Origin of the sequence: Actinoplanes sp. NPDC051851 (assembly GCF_040681165.1) — a bacterium.
Classification (GTDB): domain Bacteria; phylum Actinomycetota; class Actinomycetes; order Mycobacteriales; family Micromonosporaceae; genus Actinoplanes.
Map to the genome: position 1 here is coordinate 48,449 of NZ_JBFAYF010000010.1, position 19,315 is coordinate 67,763.

At 71.2% G+C, this 19,315-nt stretch carries 20 protein-coding genes; 8 read left to right on the plus strand and 12 right to left on the minus strand.

Annotated elements, in window-relative coordinates:
* Positions 1-6: 6 nt before the first annotated feature.
* Both AB0M08_RS12780 and AB0M08_RS12785 read left to right on the plus strand, forming a co-directional pair.
* Positions 7-2,025 (plus strand): vWA domain-containing protein, encoded by a 2,019-nt coding sequence (locus tag AB0M08_RS12780; RefSeq protein ID WP_364492198.1) that lies wholly within the window; start codon positions 7-9, stop codon positions 2,023-2,025.
* Positions 2,022-3,305 (plus strand): extracellular solute-binding protein, encoded by a 1,284-nt coding sequence (locus AB0M08_RS12785; protein ID WP_364492200.1) that lies wholly within the window; start codon positions 2,022-2,024, stop codon positions 3,303-3,305. The genes AB0M08_RS12780 and AB0M08_RS12785 overlap by 4 nt, the downstream gene beginning before the upstream one ends.
* Here the strand turns inward: AB0M08_RS12785 and AB0M08_RS12790 are convergent.
* On the minus strand, positions 3,274-4,722 hold the full coding sequence (locus AB0M08_RS12790) for a carboxylesterase family protein (protein ID WP_364492202.1): 1,449 nt from the start codon (positions 4,720-4,722) through the stop codon (positions 3,274-3,276). The genes AB0M08_RS12785 and AB0M08_RS12790 overlap by 32 nt on opposite strands.
* 110 nt (positions 4,723-4,832) lie before the next feature.
* Here AB0M08_RS12790 and AB0M08_RS12795 point away from each other — a divergent pair, with 110 nt between their 5' ends.
* Together AB0M08_RS12795 and AB0M08_RS12800 are read left to right on the plus strand one after the other, a co-directional pair.
* Positions 4,833-6,047: an amidohydrolase family protein gene (locus AB0M08_RS12795; protein ID WP_364492204.1), complete on the plus strand. Its 1,215-nt coding sequence runs from the start codon at positions 4,833-4,835 to the stop codon at positions 6,045-6,047.
* A gap of 83 nt (positions 6,048-6,130) precedes the next feature.
* Positions 6,131-6,832 (plus strand): GntR family transcriptional regulator, encoded by a 702-nt coding sequence (locus AB0M08_RS12800; RefSeq protein ID WP_364492206.1) that lies wholly within the window; start codon positions 6,131-6,133, stop codon positions 6,830-6,832.
* A 125-nt stretch (positions 6,833-6,957) separates the two neighbouring features.
* Here AB0M08_RS12800 and AB0M08_RS12805 read toward each other — a convergent pair whose 3' ends face one another.
* Both AB0M08_RS12805 and AB0M08_RS12810 read right to left on the minus strand, forming a co-directional pair.
* Positions 6,958-7,845, minus strand: coding sequence for a hypothetical protein (locus tag AB0M08_RS12805; protein WP_364492208.1), 888 nt, complete (start codon positions 7,843-7,845; stop codon positions 6,958-6,960).
* Positions 7,842-8,147: a carboxymuconolactone decarboxylase family protein gene (locus AB0M08_RS12810; protein ID WP_364492210.1), complete on the minus strand. Its 306-nt coding sequence runs from the start codon at positions 8,145-8,147 to the stop codon at positions 7,842-7,844. The genes AB0M08_RS12805 and AB0M08_RS12810 overlap by 4 nt, the downstream gene beginning before the upstream one ends.
* On the opposite strand from AB0M08_RS12810, the gene AB0M08_RS12815 reads away from it, so the two are divergent.
* Positions 8,131-8,646 carry a CGNR zinc finger domain-containing protein gene (locus AB0M08_RS12815; protein ID WP_364492212.1) on the plus strand — a complete coding sequence of 172 codons (516 nt, stop codon included), beginning with the start codon at positions 8,131-8,133 and terminating at the stop codon, positions 8,644-8,646. The genes AB0M08_RS12810 and AB0M08_RS12815 overlap by 17 nt on opposite strands.
* A 143-nt stretch (positions 8,647-8,789) precedes the next feature.
* Here the strand turns inward: AB0M08_RS12815 and AB0M08_RS12820 are convergent, their stop codons facing one another.
* The gene (locus tag AB0M08_RS12820) at positions 8,790-9,566 is read right to left on the minus strand and encodes an ABC transporter ATP-binding protein (protein WP_364492214.1); all 777 of its coding nucleotides are present in this window, start codon (positions 9,564-9,566) and stop codon (positions 8,790-8,792) included.
* 124 nt (positions 9,567-9,690) lie between these two features.
* Between AB0M08_RS12820 and AB0M08_RS12825 the strand changes: the two genes are divergently transcribed.
* The 3 genes from AB0M08_RS12825 to AB0M08_RS12835 are packed head-to-tail and all read left to right on the plus strand — an operon-like array spanning position 9,691 to position 12,139.
* Positions 9,691-10,662: an ABC transporter substrate-binding protein gene (locus tag AB0M08_RS12825; protein ID WP_364492216.1), complete on the plus strand. Its 972-nt coding sequence runs from the start codon at positions 9,691-9,693 to the stop codon at positions 10,660-10,662.
* The gene (locus AB0M08_RS12830) at positions 10,662-11,396 is read left to right on the plus strand and encodes an ABC transporter permease (RefSeq protein WP_364492218.1); all 735 of its coding nucleotides are present in this window, start codon (positions 10,662-10,664) and stop codon (positions 11,394-11,396) included. Before AB0M08_RS12825 ends, AB0M08_RS12830 begins: the two co-directional genes overlap by 1 nt.
* Positions 11,393-12,139, plus strand: coding sequence for an ABC transporter permease (locus AB0M08_RS12835; protein ID WP_364492220.1), 747 nt, complete (start codon positions 11,393-11,395; stop codon positions 12,137-12,139). Before AB0M08_RS12830 ends, AB0M08_RS12835 begins: the two co-directional genes overlap by 4 nt.
* Here AB0M08_RS12835 and AB0M08_RS12840 read toward each other — a convergent pair.
* The 8 genes from AB0M08_RS12840 to AB0M08_RS12875 all read right to left on the minus strand — a co-directional run bounded on the left by AB0M08_RS12840 (position 12,090) and on the right by AB0M08_RS12875 (position 19,241).
* Positions 12,090-13,412: an FAD-binding oxidoreductase gene (locus tag AB0M08_RS12840; protein WP_364492222.1), complete on the minus strand. Its 1,323-nt coding sequence runs from the start codon at positions 13,410-13,412 to the stop codon at positions 12,090-12,092. The genes AB0M08_RS12835 and AB0M08_RS12840 overlap by 50 nt on opposite strands.
* Entirely contained in the window at positions 13,409-14,164 is a 756-nt protein-coding gene (locus AB0M08_RS12845) for an SDR family oxidoreductase (protein WP_364492224.1), read from the minus strand. Before AB0M08_RS12845 ends, AB0M08_RS12840 begins: the two co-directional genes overlap by 4 nt.
* Positions 14,161-15,123: an alpha/beta hydrolase gene (locus AB0M08_RS12850; protein ID WP_364492226.1), complete on the minus strand. Its 963-nt coding sequence runs from the start codon at positions 15,121-15,123 to the stop codon at positions 14,161-14,163. The genes AB0M08_RS12845 and AB0M08_RS12850 overlap by 4 nt, the downstream gene beginning before the upstream one ends.
* 127 nt (positions 15,124-15,250) lie before the next feature.
* Positions 15,251-15,559, minus strand: a complete 309-nt coding sequence (locus AB0M08_RS12855; RefSeq protein WP_364492228.1) for a DUF1905 domain-containing protein — start codon at positions 15,557-15,559, stop codon at positions 15,251-15,253.
* Between the two features lie 190 nt (positions 15,560-15,749).
* Positions 15,750-16,943 carry an ABC transporter permease gene (locus AB0M08_RS12860; RefSeq protein WP_364492230.1) on the minus strand — a complete coding sequence of 398 codons (1,194 nt, stop codon included), beginning with the start codon at positions 16,941-16,943 and terminating at the stop codon, positions 15,750-15,752.
* A complete protein-coding gene (locus AB0M08_RS12865) occupies positions 16,940-17,608 on the minus strand; it encodes an ABC transporter ATP-binding protein (protein WP_364492232.1) in 669 nt (222 codons plus the stop codon). The genes AB0M08_RS12860 and AB0M08_RS12865 overlap by 4 nt, the downstream gene beginning before the upstream one ends.
* Positions 17,605-18,687, minus strand: coding sequence for an efflux RND transporter periplasmic adaptor subunit (locus AB0M08_RS12870; protein WP_364492234.1), 1,083 nt, complete (start codon positions 18,685-18,687; stop codon positions 17,605-17,607). Before AB0M08_RS12870 ends, AB0M08_RS12865 begins: the two co-directional genes overlap by 4 nt.
* Positions 18,684-19,241, minus strand: coding sequence for a hypothetical protein (locus tag AB0M08_RS12875; protein WP_364492235.1), 558 nt, complete (start codon positions 19,239-19,241; stop codon positions 18,684-18,686). The genes AB0M08_RS12870 and AB0M08_RS12875 overlap by 4 nt, the downstream gene beginning before the upstream one ends.
* Positions 19,242-19,315 lie beyond the last annotated feature (74 nt).

Here is a 19,315-nt window from a genome sequence, read left to right on the forward strand (position 1 = left end):
TCCGAGATGTCCGATCCCGCGGGCGGTTCCGGAAAAGATCCCCACCTGCCCAATCTGATCTTCATCACCCTCGTCCTGATGATCCTCGCCGGCGGGACCTACGCCCTGCTCGTCATCCATAACAGCGCATTCCTGGTGACCACCGGCGTGATCGTCATCGCGATCCAGATGTGGCATCCCGCCATCCAGCATCTGGCCGAACCATTACTGAATCGACTTTCTGACCGAATCGGATCATCGACCGGGCATGCCCTGAGGCGCGCCGGAAAGGGAACGGCGGCGGGCACAGCCGTCGTCATCATCGTCAGCGGTCTGATCATTTTCGAGTTGACGCATTCCGAGCCCTGTCCGCACACCGTCGAATTGCGTGTTCTCACCTCTACCGAGGGTCTCCAGGCCGCGCGTGAACTGGCCAACGGCTACATCGCGGCCACCGCACGCGAGAACGACGGTTGCGCCACCGTATTCGCCCACGTCTACGCCGCCACCACCGCGGAGGTCACCAGCCCGCTGGCCCGGAGCTGGGTCGACACCGAGAACGAGCAACCCAGCGTCAACGTGGGCACCCGTCCCGACGTCTGGCTGCCCGACTCGATGCTGGACGTTCGCAACGTCTACGACACCATCGTCAAGAACCGCACCAGGGAAACCGACGAGGCCGACGCTCAGGTCACGCCCACTACCACCGCTTCGGAAAACCCGGCTGCGGGCCTACCGGCGCCGCTGGCCTCGATCACCTCGATCGCCTCGTCGCCGATCGTGCTCGCCGGCACGAAGGCCGGCGTCACGTCCGCCGGCACCACGTCCGCCGGCAACGCCGACCAGACCCTGTCCTCGCTGGTGTCCGCCCTGATCAGCCGATCGAAGGCCACCCTGGCCGCGGCCGACCCCGGGTCCTCGGCCGCCGGGCGGCTCGCCGTCACCGCCTACCTGCACGACGCCGACGACCAGATGGTCGACACCGTCGTGGCCCGGCAGCGCCAGCAGCTCGTCTCCCGGTCCACCCCGGCCGCCACCGACGAGATCAGCCTGCTCTGCGACGCCCTGCGGCACGGCGCGGTGCCCTCCGCGGTGCTGACCAGCCTGCGTACCTGGCGCCGGCTGATGGCCCGGAAACCGCTCGGCGGCGCCGGCTGCCCGGCGGCCCCGGCCACGGCACCCGGCCTCCGCGCCGAGCCACTCGCGACGCGGGACGCCCCCGCCCTCGACCTGCCGTTCGTCCAGTTCACCTGGACCCGGGAGAACCACGATCAGCAGGCGGCCGCCGACGGCTTCCGGCACTGGCTGCTGAGCTCGGCGGGACGTGACCGGCTGGCCGGTGCGGGACTCGACCCGCCGATCGCCGGCTGCGGGAGCCTGGACCACAACCCGTGCATCCCGGACGACCTCACCGCCACCCTCAAACGGTATGACCAGGCCAAGGCCCCTGGACGGGTCCTGCTCGCGATGGACGTCTCCGGGTCGATGACCGCCCGGACCGCCGCCGGCCCGGCCCGGGCCGTGGTGGCGGCGCAAGGGGTGACCGCCACCCTCGGACAGCTCGGCGAACACGACGAGTTCGGGCTCTGGACCTTCCCCGGCCGCGACCGGGACTTCACCGAGCTCGCCGGCCTCGCGGCGGGCTCCGCGAAACAGCGGGTCACGATCGCCGATGCGCTGCGGAGGATCCGGCCCAGCGGGTCGACGCCGCTCTACGCGACGATCCTGGCGGGGATGCGGACGGTCGCGGACAGCGGGGACGCCCCGATCCGGGCGCTGGTCGTACTGACCGACGGCGACGACACGACCAGCACGCTGAGCCCGCAGCAGGCGGCCGGCGAGATCGAACGGCTGGCGGCCGGCTCGGGGCCCCGGCTCTACCTGATCGCCATCGGCGAGGCGCGATGCGAGGACGGCCCGGGCCGGACCGGCACGGGACTACACCTGTTGACCGACGCGGGCCGGGGCAGTTGCCTGCAAGCCGACACGGGGAAGGTATCGGCAATCATGGATCACATCTTCGGTACGCTGTGGAGCGGGCGATGACGGCGGACGGCGGACGCCCCCGATGGCTGGCCCGTCATCCGGGTACCTGGTTCATCATCGGCCTCCTGACCATGGGCCTCGCCCTGAAGGCGACGGGCGTGCTCGACGAGGACGAACCTTCCATCAACACCCGCTCCGAGCTGGTCGTGCTGAGCGGGGCGGACGAGAGCGCAGGCCGCCAGCGCCAGCGACTGATCGACGAGTGGAACAGCGTCCCGGGGCACGTCAAGGCCCGGTTGGAGAGCCTCTCCACGGAATCGGACGACCAGCACAGCGGGATGGTGTCGCGGGCACAGGCGTCGAATCCCACCGTCGACGTCTACAACCTCGACGCGACCTGGACCGCCGAGTTCGCCACGGCCGGCTATCTGTACCCGCTGGACTCCCCCGACGTCACCGGTTTCCTCCCCGGCCCGCTGGCGACCTGTCAGTACGACGGGAAGACCTGGGCGCTGCCGTTCAACACCGACGCGGGCCTGCTCTACTACCGCAAGCAGGTGGCGGACCGCCTGCCCCGGACCCTGCCACCGGCCCCGAACGACATCCGCTCGATGCGGGAGGCCGATCCCGCGCTGAAGGCCGGCTTCGCCACCCCGCTCTCGTCCTACGAGGGGCTGTCGGTCAGCGCGCTGGAGGCGATCTGGGCCAACGGCGGCGACGTGTACGACGAGGAGAAGGACCTCATCGTGATCGACCAGCCGAAGGCCGTCGAGGCGCTACGGCAACTGGCCGCCGCGATGAAATCGGCCGACGGTCTCCCGCCCTCCGTCGATCCGGGGTCGACCGGCTTCCAGGAGAGCACCACCCGGCAGGCCTTCCAGAGCGGCGAGGTGGCGCTGATGCGCAATTGGCCGGTGGCGTACACCGCGCTGTGGAACGCCGACCCGCCGATGCGGGACTTCGGGGTCCGGGCGCTGCCGTACGCCAGCGTCCTGGGTGGCCAGAACCTCGCGGTCTCCTCCGGCACCTGGGACCAGAAGGCGGCCCAGGAGCTGGTCGAGTTCCTCACCAGCCAGACGAGCGAACGGACCCTGTTCGAGAAGGGCGGTCTCGCGGCCACCCGGACGGCCGTCTATGACGAGCTCAAGGACACCCATCCGTACGCCGCGACCCTGCTCGACGCGCTGCGGACCGCCCGTCCGAGACCGAAGACGGCGTACTACGCGCTGTTCAGCAACACCCTCCAGGATGTGGTCACGGAGGCGCTGAACAACGACGGTGAGCTGCCCGCCGACGCGGTCGCCCGGCTCACCAACGCGGTGCACGGCCGGGTGAATTGACCGCGTCGAGCAGGCCGAGGGCGTCGGCGCGGGGCATCGGCGCGGACCGGACCGGATCGCCGAAGACGATCACCCGGGCGTCCGGGCCGGCGTCGAAGCGGGGCCACTGCGGCAGCCCCGGTCCGTTCGGGTCGCCGGTCGCCACGAACCGCGCCCACGCGTCGGCCATCACCCGGGCCAGCTCCCGGTCGGACGGGCGCCACGGCCAGTCCCGGACGTGCAGGTTGTCGCCGGTGTAGGGCAGCTCGCTCGTGTGGTATGCCCCGTACCCGGGCAGGCCGTCCGGCGGCGGGAGCAGATCGATGCCGGGCGGCAGCGGCGGCGCGACGTCGAAGCGGTACATCCAGGTCGGCGCGCCGGCGGTGGCCACGTGCGCCCGCGCCCAGCGCCACACCGGATAGACGAACCGGGTCTCGCCGACGTAGAGCCGGGCCGAACCCTCCGGATAGCAGTCCGCCAGGGCCGGCGGGACGGCGGGCGCACCGTGGGCGTAGACCGCGCCCTCGTCGGCGGTGGTGCCGACCAGCAGCGGGATCGGGGCCTGCCGCCCGGCGACGAAGACCTCCCGGGTGTCCCGGGTGATCAGCCGGCCGTCGACCACCACGCCGAGATGGGCGTCGAGCAGCAGGGACGTCGCCGGGAGCCGCCGCAGCCCGGCCAGGGACGCGTCGCCGACCGCCGCGAGCCCGGCCCGCTGCGCCTCCCGCTGGTCGAGCATCGGGCCCTCGGCCCGGAAGATGCCGGAGGAGCTCTGGCCGATGGCCGCGCGGAACAGGCCGCGCGCGGCGGGCGCGGCCATCAGGTGGGTCACGATCGCGGCGCCCGCGGAGTTCCCCGCAAGGGTCACCTTCGCCGGGTCACCACCGAACGCGGTGATCTCCCGCCGCACCCACTCCAGCGCGGCGACCACGTCGAGCAGGCCGTAGTTGCCGGAGGCGCCGAGCTCGTCCTCCTCGGCGAGTTCGGGGTGGGCGAGGAAGCCCAGGGCGCCCAGTCGCATGTTGACGGTGACGACCACGACGCCCCGGCGGGCCAGCGCCGCTCCGTCGTGGATCTCCTGGCCGCCGTGGCCGAACCGGTGCGCGCCGCCGTGCAGGAAGACCATCACCGGGAGTCGCGCCCCCTCGAACGGGTCCGGGGTCCAGACGTTGAGGTAGAGACAGTCCTCGCTCATCACCAGCGCTCCGCGGTCGGCGAAGTTCGTGTGCCACATGACACTGGCCCGGTCGGGTTGCGGCTGGACCGGTGCCGGGCCCGGGTCGTACGCGAAACGCGCCTCCGGCCACGACGGAACCGGGAGCGGCGGCCGCCAGCGCAACGCACCGACCGGCGGAGCCGCGTACGGGATGCCCCTGGCGGCGACGACGCCGTCGAGGCGGCGGCAGAGCAGCTCCCCGGAGCCGATCCGAATGCGCATGGAAACCTCCAAGTGCCGACACTTCGTGCGCACATTAGCCGAGAAGTTCCCCAGGAGCACGGATACAGCTAGGCTAATGTCGACAGAAGGGCAGACAGAAAGGAAGGCCGATGACCTCCTACCTGATCACGAACGCCCGTGTCTTCGACGGGAGCGGCGCCCCCGCCGAGCACGCCGACGTGCTGGTCGAGAACGATCGCATCATCATGGTGGCCGACCGGATCGAAACCGGACCGGACACACGGGTGATCGACGGCGCCGGGTGCGTGCTGACGCCCGGGCTGATCGACGGCCACGCCCATCTCGGCTTCGGCTCCTCGGTCGAGCACGTCTCGGACCGCACCGAGCCGGACGAGGAGAAGGTGCTGCTCACCGCGCACTGCGGCCGGGTACTGCTCGATCACGGCTTCACCAGCGCGTACTCCGGCGGCAACCGCCTGCCCGGCGCCGAGGTCGCGGTGCGCAAGGCCTTCGCCGAGGGCTGGATGCCCGGCCCGCGCTTCCGCGCGGCCTCCTGGGAGGGCAGCGCCGGCATGGTCTCCCCCGGACAGTACGACTTCCCCGGTACCGACGTACGCCCCTCCGACCCGCAGTCGGTGGCCGATTTCGTCAGCGCGATGGCGGACCGCGGCGTGGACATCGTCAAGCTGAGCCTGACCGGCGAGAGCGCGGTCGTCGAGGGGACCTCCCGGGTCCTGCAGTTCCACCCGGAGGAGCTCGCCGCGGCGGCCGCGACCGCGCGCGAGCGGGGCGTCTGGCTGACCGCGCACGCGCACTCGGCCGAGGCGATCACGATGGCCGTCGAGCACGGCATCCGGGCGATCTACCACGCCACGTTCGCCGACCAGACCGCGATCGACGCCCTCGCCGCAGCCCGCGACCGGGTCTTCGTCGCGCCGACGCCCGGCATCATCTGGGCGCACCTGCACGACATGGAGCATCCCCCGACCGAGGGAATGGAGACCCAGGAGACCTTCGAGAGCATCTGCCGGGTGGCACCCGAACTCCACAAGCGCGGGGTCCGGCTGGTGATCGGCGGGGACTACGGTTTCGGCTTCAACCCGATCGGCCGTAATGCGCGCGATCTGCGCCTGTTCGTGGAGTGGTTCGGGCTCAGCCCGGCCGAGGCGCTGCGGTGCGCCACCGAGTTCGGCGGGCAGCTCATGGGCCTCGGCGACGAGCTCGGGCTCATCCGTCCGGGTTACCTCGCCGACCTGCTCCTGGTCCGCGGGGACCCGACCACAGACATTACGCTCATGCAGGATCCGGCGAACTTCGCGCTGATCATGGCGGGTGGGCGCGTACACAAGCTTGATCCTTCGTGACCTTGATCTTTCGTGACATCGCGGCACCGGCCTGAGCGTCTGGTCCGTGCCGCTCGATCGCCAGCCACACAGACGGGAATAGAATGAGCGACAACGCGTCCCACGAGCTGACCCGGCTCCTCAAGCTGGAGGAGCGGCGCGAGCCCGCGGTGGCGCAGGTGGCGATCTGGGTGGGGCTCGGCATCGTCGAGGGACGCCTGCGCCCCGGCCAGGACCTCAACTCGGTCGACCTCGCCAACCGCTTCCAGAGCAGCCGCACGCCGGTCCGCGAGGCGCTGATGCTGCTCGAGTCGGAGGGCCTGGTCGAGATCCGTGCCCGCAAACGCCCCCGGGTCGCGTCCTTCACCCCCGAGCGAGTTCAAGAGATCTATTTCGTACGCCGCCACCTGCTCGCCCTGATGGGATCCCTGGTCACCCAGCGCGTGACGGACGAGGAGCTCGCCGACCTGCGCCTGCGGCTGGACCGGATGCTCGCCTCGGCGGACGCCGGTGACGTGGACGCCTACTTCTGGGGCCACGTCGACCTGCAGGGCCGTCTCCTGGCCATCTCCGGCAACCAGATCCTCGCCGGCATCCTGGACACGCTCGCCCTGCGCACCCTGGTGCTGCGGCACGCCTCACTGGCCCGCGAGGGCCGCCTCAAGGCCTCCGCCGCCGACCAGGTCCGCATCATGGACGCGATCGCCTCCCGCGACGGCGAGCTGGCGTCGATCCTGCTCTCCCGCGCCACCGACGCCGCCCTGTCCGCGATCGATCTCTCCGCCCTGACCCCCACCGACGTCTAGGTGCCTGGTGTTGAACGCCTAATTGATCTCCGGGAGGGGGTCTTCCTGACCATCCTCCGCCGCCGTTCGGCCGCGAGTGGCCGACACAGCCGTGTTTTTTCCACTACGCGCCGCGATGGCGCCGTTTAACACCAGTCACCTAGCGCCCGGGCGGGGTTCGCCACGAACACCGCCCGCGCCACCGCGGCGCCCAGCTCCGACTCCACCCGCTCGCGAAGACCGCCGGCCAGGAACGGCATCCCCGGGCCGTCCGCACCGGAGCGCGCCGCCGTCGTCACCGTGTCGCCACCCAGCAGGATCCGGTCCGCGTGCCCGGCCTCGGCGAGGGCGGCGATCGAGCCCAGCAGCCGCCAGTCGGTGGCGTGGTGCGCGCGGGACGGCCCGTCGAAGGCCAGATACGCGCCGGCCTCGGCGGCCCGCCGGTGGATCGCGGCGTCCGGGAACCGGTGCAGGTGCCCGAGGATCACGCTGCCCGGCGGTACCCCGCGTGATCCGCAGAGCAGGTCGAGGACGTCGAGGGCGCCGGTGCCGCCCTCAAGGTGCACCCCGATCGGCGCGCCGGTCGCGTGGTGCGCCTCGGCGGCGGCGGTCATCACGTGCCGGGCGTACGCGTCCAGGCCGTGGAACGACCCGGCGACCTTGATCAGCCCGGCGCGGACCGGGGCCTCGGTCAACTCGTACACGAAGATCTCGGCCAGCCGGTCCCACACCCGGGCCGTCCGGGCGGGGTCGTAGTGCCGCGCCTGGTGCAGGCCGGTGGCGGCGACGAGGTGCACACCGGAGCGCCGCGACAGTCCCGGCAGCTCGGCGATCCGGCGGCCCATCCCCCAGGGTGTCCACTGGATCACCGCGGACCCACCGCGCGCGGCGAAGGCGTCCAGCTCACCGGCCGCGGCCTCGACGTCGTCCAGCTCCTGCCCGGGCAGCGCCGCCGAACGGAGGAACAGGTGGTCGTGGGCATCGCAGACGCCCAGCTCCTCCCCCGGGATGTCGCCGAGGACGGTACGGATCACCGCTCGGCCCCGTCCAGCACGGCAGTGGCGACCCGCAGCCCCGCGAGAGCCTTGGGCACGCCGATGTAGGGCGCGAGGTGGACGAAGACCTCGGCGATCTCGGTCCGCGTCAGCCCGACCCGGAGACCGGTCAGCACGTGACCGCGCAGCTGCGGATCGACCCCGCCGACGGCGGTCAGCGCGGCCAGGTTGACCAGCTGCCGATCCCGGAGCGACAGGCCGTCGCGCTGGTAGGTGCCGCCGAACAACGCGGTGACGACCCAGTTCGACTGCGGCGCGGTCTGGTTGAACCTGCTCGCCACCCGGGGTCGCACCTTCAGCGCCGCCCCGGTGGAGCGCCTGGCCACCCCCGGGCTGCTCGCCTCCTGGCTGGAGAGATGCGAGCTGGTGCCGGTGACCGCTCCCGACCAGGACGACCTGGACCACTTCCACCGGGTACGCGAAACGCTCCGGTCCCTGGCACTGGCGACGGTGGACGAGCAGGCGCCACCGGCCGAGGCCGTCGCCGGGCTGGCCGATTTCCTCGCGGAGCACGACGACCCGGTCCGCCTCATCGCCGGGGACCGGCTGCACCGCGAGGCTCCGGCGTCGGCCGGGCACGCCCTCGCCCGGATCGCCCGGCAGGCGGTGGATCAACTGACCGGCGCGGACCGGCGCGCGCTGAAGGTCTGCCCCGAGCACGACTGCCGCGGCGTCTTCATCGACCCCCCGGGCCGCCGCCGCTGGTGCCCCTCCCCCGCCTGCGCCAGCCGGGGCCGCGTCCGCGCACTCCGGGCCCGGCGCACCGCCGAGGAGCAGTGACCGGCCGGCCGCCGGGGCTGGTCCCGCCGGCCTGTTCGAGACGCGTATGCCGGCAGCCCGTCCCGGGGTGAGGGGGTGGCCGCCGTCGCGTCAGCCCTGTTTCACACGGCCTGCGGCGCCGCGGTCCGGCGATCCCGGTGCGGTCAGGCGGGGCTGCCGACGATGCCGTGGCCGCGGATCTGGCCGAGCACGTGGGTGCGCAGCTCGGCGAAGCGCGGGGTGGCCCGCGTGGTCATCTGGTCGCGGTCCGGGCCCAGGTCGATCGGGAGGTCCTCGATCACATGGGTCGGCGTGCCGGCCACCACGACCACCCGGTCGGAGAGGTAGACCGCCTCGTCGATGTCGTGGGTGACCACCACGACCGTGATGCCCAACTCGCGGCGGAGCCGGAGGACGAGGTCCTCCAGCTCGAAACGGGCCTGCGCGTCGACCGAGCCGAACGGCTCGTCCATCAGCAGGATCGGGGAGCGGTACGCGATGGCCCGCGCGATCGCCGCCCGCTGCTGCATGCCACCGGAGAGCTGTCCCGGGTACTTGTCGCCGACCGCGCCGAGCCCGACGGCCTCCAGGCACTCCTGCGCGCGGGCGGTCCGCTCGGCCCTGCGCACGCCCATGCCCTCCAGGGGGAAGGCCACGTTGTCGCGGACCCGCATCCACGGCAGCAGGGATCCGCGGTAGTCCTGGAACACCACGGCGATCTCGGCCACCGGCGCCGTGACCACGTGTTCGCCCAGGTGGACGGTGCCGGCGGTGGGTGGGCGCAGGCCGGCGAGGCAGCGCAGCAGCGTGGTCTTCCCGGCGCCGGACGGGCCGACGATGCAGACGAACTCGCCGGGGTCCACCGTGAGGCTCAGCCCGCGCAGCACCTCGTGCGTGCCGTACGTCATCCCGACGCCGGAAACCACCAGAGACGAAGTCATAAAACCACTCTACTGTCGACACTATGCACCATTCAAGGCCTCCACAAACCCTTGACGCCATCAATCTGTCGACAGTACGGTCAGCCGTGATGAGACTGGGGTCACATCTAAAGGAAGGAAAGCCATGCGGGTCCGCTCCTCCATAGTCACCCTCGCCGTCCTCCTCACGGCACTCTCCGGCTGCGGCGACAAGGACGCCACCGAGACCACCGCCGACGGCCTCACCAAGATCACGGTGTTGCGGTCGAACGGCGCGACCTTCGAGGGCCTCTACATCGCTCAGGACCAGGGATATTTCAAGGAGGCCGGCCTCGACGTCACCATCAAGGCCGGCGCCGCCGACACCTCACAGAACGTGCCCTCCGTCCTCAACGGCGAGGCCCAGTTCGCGATGACCGACTCGGCCGGTGTGCTCAAGGCCGTGGCCCAGGGCATCCCGGTGCGCACCGTGATCCAGATCCAGGCGTCCGAACCGGACGCCGCCGTCAGCGACGGCGTACTGGTGCCGAAGGGTAGCAAGATCACCTCGGCGAAGGACCTGGCCGGGAAGAACGTCGGGCTGCCCGCCCTCGGCGGCAACGTCCAGATGATCACGCAGTACGCCGTGGAGAAGGCCGGCGGCGACCCGAAGAGCATGAACCTGGTCGCGCTACCCACCGCCTCGCTCCAGGACGCCGCCACCAAGGGCCAGGTCGACGCGATCTCCACCTTCGCGGCGTACTACGACGGCGCCAAGGCGGCCGGCTTCACCGCGATCGGCAACGGCTCCAACGACTTCCCCGGCATCCCGCAGGCGCTGCTCTTCGGAAGCGACGAGTGGCTCAACGGGCACAAGGCCGCCGCGAAGGGCTTCGTCGAGGCGATGACCAAGGCCTTCACGTACGCCAACGCGCACGTCGACGACATCCGGGCGGTCGACACGAAGTACACCCAGATGGACGCGGAGACCATCAAGAACCGCACCATCCAGACGTTCAACCCGACGTTCCGCAAGGACCAGGTCACCCTGGCCGCGCAGAAGATGTACGACTACGGCATCGTCACCACCCAGATCGACATGGACAAGGTGTTCTGGACGGGTACCCCGGTCCAGTGATGCGCCGAACGCTGTTCCTCGTCGTGGTCCTCTGTGGCTGGGCCGCCGTACACGCCGCCGGCGTGGTCACGGACGACGCCCTGCCGGGACCGCTCGGGGTGCTCCGGGTCCTCGGTGCCGATCTCGGCACCGGGGACTACTGGTCCGCGATCGCCGACACGCTGCGGTCGGCCGCGGGCGGGCTGCTCGCCGCGATCCTGATCGGCGTCCCGATCGGGCTGGCGACCGGCACCTGGGCGTTCGCCGAGAGGTCGACCCGGCTGCTCACCGAGGTGGGCCGGTCGTTCCCGGTCATCGCCGTGCTCCCGGTGATGCTGCTGATCATGGGTTCGTCGCTGGAGATGAAGGGCGTCGTCGTCTTCATCGCCTGCCTCTTCCCGCTGATCATCCAGGCCCAGTACGGCGCCCGCAGCGTCTCCGAGGCGATCGAGGAGACGGCGATGGCGTACCGGATCCCGCGGCTGCTGCGCTATCGCAAGGTGGTGCTGCCGGCCGCGGCCCCGTCGGTGATGACCGGGATCCGGCTGGCGTCCACCATGGCCGTGCTGGTCTCGGTCGGGGTCGAGGTGCTGACCACGGTCCCGGGCATCGGGCACGTCGTGGTGCAGAGCCAGCAGGACGGCAACGCGGAGAACGCGTTCGCCTACATCTTCACCGCGGGCGCGATCGGCTACGCCATCAACCGGCTGTCGCAGTACGCCGAACACCGCCTGCTGAGCTGGAGGACCGTGTGAAGAATCTGCTGACCCAGCTCTGGCTGCCGGTCCTGGTGCTGCTCACCCTCGGGCTCGCCACGGCCGGCAGCACGTCGTTCTACTTCCCGCCCTTCACCGACGTACTCGTGACGCTCTGGACCGACCTGACTCAGGGCACGCTCCTGCACGACCTGCTGTTCAGCATGCGCAACGTGCTGGCCGGGCTGGCGATCGCACTGCTGGCCGGCGTGCTGCTGGGCATCCTGATCGGGGAGAGCGACGGACTGCGCGAGGCCGCCCAGCCGTTCCTGGACTACATGCGGGCGACGCCGATGGTCGCGTTCGTCCCGGTGATCATCCTGACCTTCGGCATCGGCTCGGCGCCGAAGGTCTTCCTGATCGCGCTCGCCGCCACGTGGCCGATTCTGCTCAACACCGTCAGCGGGGTGCACGGCATCTCCCCGGCGGTCCGCGAGTCGGTCCGGGCGTACCGGATCCCGGCGGTCCTGCGCCTGCGCCGGGTGCTGCTGCCGGGCGCGCTGCCGCAGATCTTCGCCGGGATCCGGATCTCGCTCTCCGTCTCGGTGGTCATGATGATCGTCGGGGAGATCTACGGCTCACCGGAGGGCCTGGGCCACTTCGTGCTGCACGCCGGCACGTCCTTCCAGGTGAAGGACGTGTGGGCGGGCACGCTGCTGATCGGGGTGATCGGTTACCTGATGACGCTGGTGCTCATCGCGATCGAGCACGCGTCGCTCGGATGGTACGAGCGTACGCGGTAGTCGACTCCTCGGGACGCATGTAGGTGTGGAAACGACGGTCCGGGTCGTAGGTGGCCCGGACCTTCTCCAGCCGCTCCGCCTGCTCCGGCCGCAGTCCCTGATCCCAGCGGTCGGCGAGGTTGTTGTCCGAGAACTGCAGGCCCCGGGAGTGCTCCTGGATCCGTTCCAGTGGTGCCGACGTCCACGACTCCATCGCCAGGTCCTCGGCCGGGTCCGTCCAGCCGGCGTTCGGCGACAGATAGACCTCCCCCTGCGCAGACCAACAGGCGTTCTCCCGTACGGGAAAACTCCCCCACACCATCCACAGGACGAAACTGTGCCCCGGCGGTACGGTCTCGTTCAGCTCACGGGCGAGCGGGACGCTCTCCGGGCCGTCGAGCCAGACACCATCCAGCGACCAGCGCATCCCCTGCGGGTTGAGCGCGTCCGCGAGGTCGTAGAGCCCCGGGACCGTGATCGGCTCGTTCACGGTCGAGCCGAGGGCCCAGTTCCGGAACGGCGCGCCCTCCAGATAGGCCAGCGAGCCGGTCTCCCCGAACGCGGTCGCGGTGAGCATGGCGTGCCGGGAGGTGACCTTCGCGGAGATCTCCACCTCGCGGGGCAGGTGGTCGAGCGCCTCTCGCGTGAAGGCCAGCACCTCCTGGTGCATCGAGGCCGGATAGCGGTGCACGGTGCGGCGGATCGCCTCCGGGTGCGGGTGCAGCCGCAGGTGGAAGCGGGTGACCACGCCGAAGAAGCCGGGACCACTCCCCCGGACCGCCCACATCAGGTCCGGGTGGGACTCGTCGGTCGCGTGGACCAGACTGCCGTCGGCGAGCACCACGTCGACGGCCTCGATGCTCAGGCAGGCGGGGCCGAGCGCGCGGGAGTTCCAGCCGTAGCCGCCGCCGAGGATGAACCCGCCGATCCCGACCGTCGGCGCGTGACCGGTCGGGAAGAACCAGCCGTGCTCGCTGACCGCACGATAGATGTCCGGCCCCTTGGCGCTCGGCTGGACCCGTGCGGTCGATCCGTCGACCGTGATCTCCGTCAGGTGCGACAGGTCGAGCAGCATGCCGCCGTCCCGGATCCCGTTACCCACCCAGCTGTGGCCGCCCGACCGGATGCCGATCGTCAGATGGTGGGTGGCCGCGTACCGGACCGCGTCGACGACGTCGCGCTCCTCGTGGGCGACGACGATCACCTCGGGGTGGCGGTCCGGCTTCCGGGCGTTCCAGACCGCAGCCTTCCGGAGCGTCTCGTAGTCGGCCTCGCCGCGGCGTACGTGCCTCATGCCGCGGTCACCCCGCCGTCGATGGAGAAGTTCGCCCCGGTCACCCAGCGGGCCTCGTCCGACGCGAGATAGACGGCGCACCAGGCGATGTCGTCGGGAACACCCAACCTTCCCACCAGCGTACGGGCGATGAGCGCCTCGGCCTTCGGACCCCTCAGCGCTCCGGCGGCCGCCGTGGCCGAGGTCTGCACCATGCCCGGCGCGATCGTGTTGGCGCGGATGCCGTACGGGCCGCCCTCGACGGCGAGCTGGCGGGTCATCGAGAGCACCGCGCCCTTGCCCGCGCAGTGCGCCACCATCGCCATCTGCCGGCTCGCCCGGAACGAGTTCACCGAGGCGAAATTGATCACCGACGCGTTGCCCGCCGCCTTGAGCAGCGGCCACGCCTCCCGGCACGCGAGGAAGACCAGGTCCACCTCGCCCGCGATGGTCGGGCGCCACTGCTCCTCGAAGTCCATCTCGTCCACCGGTGCCATGTGCGGCTCGATCGCGGCCGCGTTGACCAGGATGTCCGCGCGACCGTAGCGCTCGTCGGCGGCCTGGACGAACCGTCGTACGTCGGAAGGGTCCGTCAGATCGATCGGCGCCAGCACCTCGACGCCCTGCTCGGCCGTCCTCTTCGCCCGGTCCTCGTCGATGTCGCAGCCGAGCACGAACGCGCCCTCGGCGGCGAACCGGAGAGCGATGCCCTGACCGATTCCGGACCCCACACCCGTGACCAGGGCGACCTTGCCCTCGAGGCGGCCGCTCATCGGGAGGCCTTCTTCCGGCAGCCGCTGAGGAACCCGAGGACCGTGTCGTTGAAGATCTGCGGGCGCTCCCAGAAACCGCTGTGCCCGCTCTCGTCGAAGATCACCATCCGCGCCTTCGGGATCTTGGCGGCGATCTCGCGCAGCATGGCCGGCGGGGTGTAGAGGTCGCCGTCGCCGGTCGCGAGCAGGATCGGCGTGCTCAGCGCGGCGAGGGCGGCCGCGGTCACGGTGATGTCGGACTGGCGTACCGAGGAACCGGTGGCGTGCGCCGCCCATGCGGCCGCACCGTCCGGATCGGCCGCGCGGTACGACGGACCGAGCTCCTGGAACGTCACCGGGAGATCGCTCCAGCCCTCCGGCCGCAGCGCGTTGCTGCGGGTCACGTAGTCCGCGTCGCCGTTGGTGATGAGACTGCAGGTCAGCGCCAGGCTCGCGATCCGGTCCGGGTGCGTGATGGTGTACGCCGCGGAGAGGATGCTGCCGGCCGCGGTGCCCACGAGATGAAATGTCGACAGTCCGAGCTGGTCGGCGAGCGTGTTCAGGTCCGCGACGGCCGACCCGGTCGCGGTGGTGTCCCCCGCGTCCGAGTTGGCGTAGCCGCGCCGCGAATAGCCGATCACCCGGTAGCCCGCCGCCGCGAAGACCGGCTGCTGGTAGCCCCAGACCGTGCCGGCGGTGGAGCCGGCGTGCATCAGGACGACGGGTTCGCCGGTGCCGCCGGTGTCCCAGTACCAGAGCTCCCCCGACCCGAACGAGACCCTCCCCTCGACGGCCGGCGCCTGCTCGGGAACCGGAATCGGCACGATCCCGCCGGTATCCCCGCTCCTGTCACCGCTCTGGGCGCCGCTCCGCTCGCGGCTTTTCACGGCGGCCGTCGCCGGTGCGCTCCCGGCGACGACGGCTCCGGCGGCCAGGCCGAGCGCAAGCACGCCCCGCCGCCCGATGGTTGATCCGGACATAGATGACCTCCTGGGAGAGAGGCAACGGGAAGGCCGCTGGGCGCCAGTTAGCAGAGTGTCGACAGATTTGGCCTCACCGCGCGCCCTGTGGCGCGACCATAGCATTCAGGCCGTACAAGTGTCGACATTAAGCCTCTATCCCGAGGACCTCCAGCTCGACCGTCGCGGTGTCCCCGGCATCGAGCCTCTCGGCCCGCCGAACGCTCTTCTTGATCGGCAACACGAAGGCGCCACGGCCGCTGTCCGGAAATATCGAGGTATTCCAGCTCGACGTCCCGACACGCACCCGCACCCGCACCGACCCGAACCCGCGGCGCATCCCACCGGTCCGCTCCCTGATCTCCTCCGACACCCCCACGGGAAGACTGACGAACGTCCAGCTCTCCTCCCGGCGCGCTTCCCAGACCCACAGCTCCGCCGCAAACTCCACGATCACGCCGTCCAGCCTGCCACCGTCCCCTTCCCGGCCGGCGGTCACGGGTCAGTCGGAGCGCCCGAGGCGCCCCGGACCGCCAGCCCGCCGATACGTGCGCCGGCACCAACGGGAGACAGCCGTGCGCGCCGCCGCCCTGGCGTGGGCGGCAGCGCGCGACGATACGGTGCGATGGGCGTACCGGAGAAGGGGTTCAAGCAGTTCGCAGGGCCTCCGTGGGTGCCATCCGGGCGGCGCGCAACGCCGGGTAGAGGCCCGCGATCGTGCCGACCAGGATCGCGGCGGCCAGACCCGCGGCGGCCGACCACTGCGGGACGATCGGCTGCCAACCCCGGTTCTCGGCCAGGATCACCGTGACCACCGCGCCCAGCAGCACCCCCACGGCACCGCCGACCGCGCCCAGCAGCACCGACTCGACGACGAACTGGGCGGCGACGTGTGTCCGCGCCGCCCCCAGCGCCCGCCGCAACCCCACCTCGCCCCGGCGCTCCAGGACCGAGATGACCATGACGTTGGCGATGCCGATGCCGCCGACCAGCAGCGCCACCGCGCCCAGGCCCAGGAAGAGCGAGGTCGTCGCGTCCGAGACGGCGATGCGGGCGGTGAGCACGTCCGACGGGTTGCTGACCTGAACCCGGCTCGGCGACTCCGGATCGGCGGCCCGCGACAGCATCGTGGCCACCTGGGTGGTGCGATCCGTTTCGGTCCGGACGTAGACGCGCGTCGGGTGGCCGTCATAGCCGAAATCGGTCGTCGCCGTGTCGACGCCGATCAGCGCGGCGCGGTCGATCTCCGGGGCCAGCTCGACCGGGCGGAGGATACCGACCACCACGTACCAGTAGTCGCCGATCAGGATCCGGGTATCCGGGCCGACGTCGGCGACACCCAGGGTGGTGGCCGCCTGGTAGCCGAGGACCACGACCGGGTAGCGCCCGGTCTGCGCGGCGACGAACACCCCCTTGAGCAGGGAGGCGTCCAGCGTGGTCAGCAGGGACGTGTCGGTCGCTCGCGTGACGATGCCGCCGCCCCCGTGACGGGGCATCCTGTCGTTGCGATAGACCGCCACGTCCCCGAGTTCCGCGGTCGCCGAGGCGGAGAGCACCCCTTCGGTACGCGCGACCGACGTACCCGCCGTGGCCGGCAACTGCTGCTCCCGATCGCCGTGCGGGTCGGCGCTGGCCACGGTGAGCAGGTTGGTGCCGAGACGATCGAGGTCGGCCAGCACCTGGGCCTGGCTGGAGCGGGTGACGCCGAGCACGGCGACCATCGCGGCGATGCCGATCGCCACGCCCAGCACCGAGAGCGCGGCGCGGGTCGGCCGGGTGCGCAGGCCGATCGTGGCGACCGGGATCACGTCGGCGAGTCGCAGGCGGGAACGCTCGCTCATGACACGATCCGCCCGTCACGTACGGTGATCCGCCGCTGCGCCGACGCGGCCACGTGATCGTCGTGGGTGATCACCACGATGGTGGTCCCGGCGCGGTTGAGCTCCCGGAGCAGCTCCAGGATGGAGTCGCCGGTGGCCGAGTCCAGGTTGCCGGTCGGCTCGTCGGCGAAGAGCACCGCCGGGCGCCCGATCAGCGCGCGGGCGATCGCCACGCGCTGCCGCTCGCCGCCGGAGAGCAGCCGGGACCGGTGGTGGATCCGGTGGCCCAACCCCACCCGCTCCAGCGCCTCCTCGGCGGCGGCCCGGCGCTGCCCGGCGGGCACCCCGCGATACAGCAGGCCGGTGGCCACATTGTCCCGGGCGGTGGCGTGTTCGAGCAGGAAGAACTGCTGGAAGACCACGCCGAGCCGGTGCGCCCGCAGCCCGGCGAGCTGCCGGTCGCTGAGCTTCTCCAGCGCCTCGCCGGCCACCCGGACACTGCCGGACGTCGGCCGGTCCAGCCCCGCGGCCAGGTTGAGCAGCGTGGTCTTGCCGGAGCCGGAGGGCCCGACCACGGCGACCAGCTCGCCGTCACGTACCGTGAGATCCACGCCGCGCACCGACTCCACCGGCGGGCTTCCCGGGTACGTCCGGCGCACCTCGACGAGTTCCAGGGCGGCGCTCATTCCTGCGGCACCTCCACCCGGTCACCCGCCGCGACGTCCCCGGAGATCTCCACGGTGCCGGTGGCGTCGTCGAAGATCCCCGGCTCCACCCGCGCATACGTGCCATCGGCGAGCCTCACCCGGTAACCGCCGTCCGGGCTGGCCAGCAGCGCGGAGACCGGCACCGTCAGCACGTTCTCGTGCACCTCCGAGGCGAGCGTGAGCTGCGCCGACGCCTGATCCAGATCGGCCGTGCCCTTGGGGACGGTCACCCCGATGATCAGCTCGACGGTGGCCGGCTCGCTGTTGCCCTCCTGATCGGTCTCGGACGTGGCGACCTTCCCGACCCTCAGCACCTTCCCCTCCAGCGGCTTGCTGCCGGGCAGCGTGACGGACACCTTGTCGCCGACCTCGACCTGTCCCTGCTTGTCCGCGGTCAGCTCCGACGTGATCACCCGGCCGGTCCCGGTGCCGGTCAGCACCCCCTGGTCCTGGTGCACGGAGGTGCCCACGGTGCCCTCCACCGTGCTGATCCGGATCGGTCCTTTCAGGAAGACCACACTTCCTAAAACCAATGTCCCCGTACGATCGGAGTACGCCAGACCCCACTTCTTCTGGAGACGCCGGACAGCGGCGGCGGTGGCCGCGGTGTACCGGGTGTCCACGGTCATCTCGTGGTCGGGGTCCATGCCCAGCGCCCGGAGATTGCGCTCCAGCTGCCGGACGTCCTCGCCCCTCGCGCCGATCTCCAGATCCTGATGCGCCGGGACCACCCCGAGCAGCAGGTGGACCGCCTCGCCGTCGACCCGGTACAGCACCCCGCCCCGGTTCACCGTGGTACCGGCAGCGGCGGCGCCGGTCAGAATGCCGCCGCGGCCCTGGTGGTAGACCGCGTACGAGCCGCCGAAACCGTACGTCCCGGCGAGCCGGAACCGCTCGCTGACCGTGCCCTTCACGACCTCCGCGGTGCTGGTCGGCACCTCGCTGGCGCTCGCCGGGGTGGCCGGCGTCGCGGTGAGGGTGTACCCGGTGACCAGCACCCCGGCGACCAGGGCCACCCCGGTCACCGAGCCGGTGGCCACCCGCCAGCCGCGTCTCATCGGGCGATCCCGACCGGACCGTCCCAGTACTGCCGGCACTTCTCGACGACCTCCTTGGCGGGCTTCATGGTCTCCGCCTGCTCCTTCGAGATCGGGAACTTGCCCTCGGCGTTCGGGTCCGGCCACTCGGGGTAGCCGTTCTCCCGCAGGCACTGGGCGAACCTGGTCAGCGCCGGTACGTCCGCCGGACCGACCTCCTTCACCTGCGCGTCGCCCTCGTCGTCCTCGACGGCGCCCTGCGGAAGCGTGTCCCAGAGGTCCTGGCACGCCGCCTTGGCCGTCTCCACCTGCTCGTCGGTGTACTTGGCCTCCATGGCCTCCTGCGCGCTCTCGTCCAGCTTCAGGTGACCGGAGTCGACGTACGGGTCCGGCATGTCGGGGATGCCGTTGTCGCGCATGCACTGCACGATCTGCTTGCCGAGGGTGAGCAGGTCGGCGTCGGACATCGCGCTCGCCGTGGGGGACGCGCCGCCCGCCTCGGCGTTGCCACCGCAGGCGGCCAGGGCGCCGAGCAGCAGCGCCGGAACGAGGTATGTGACAACGTTGAATCTCATGCCGGTCAGAGTCGTCGCGGCGGAACCCCGATTCGTCCGCGCGCGGTCGCATCTTCACCGACCACGGTATGACC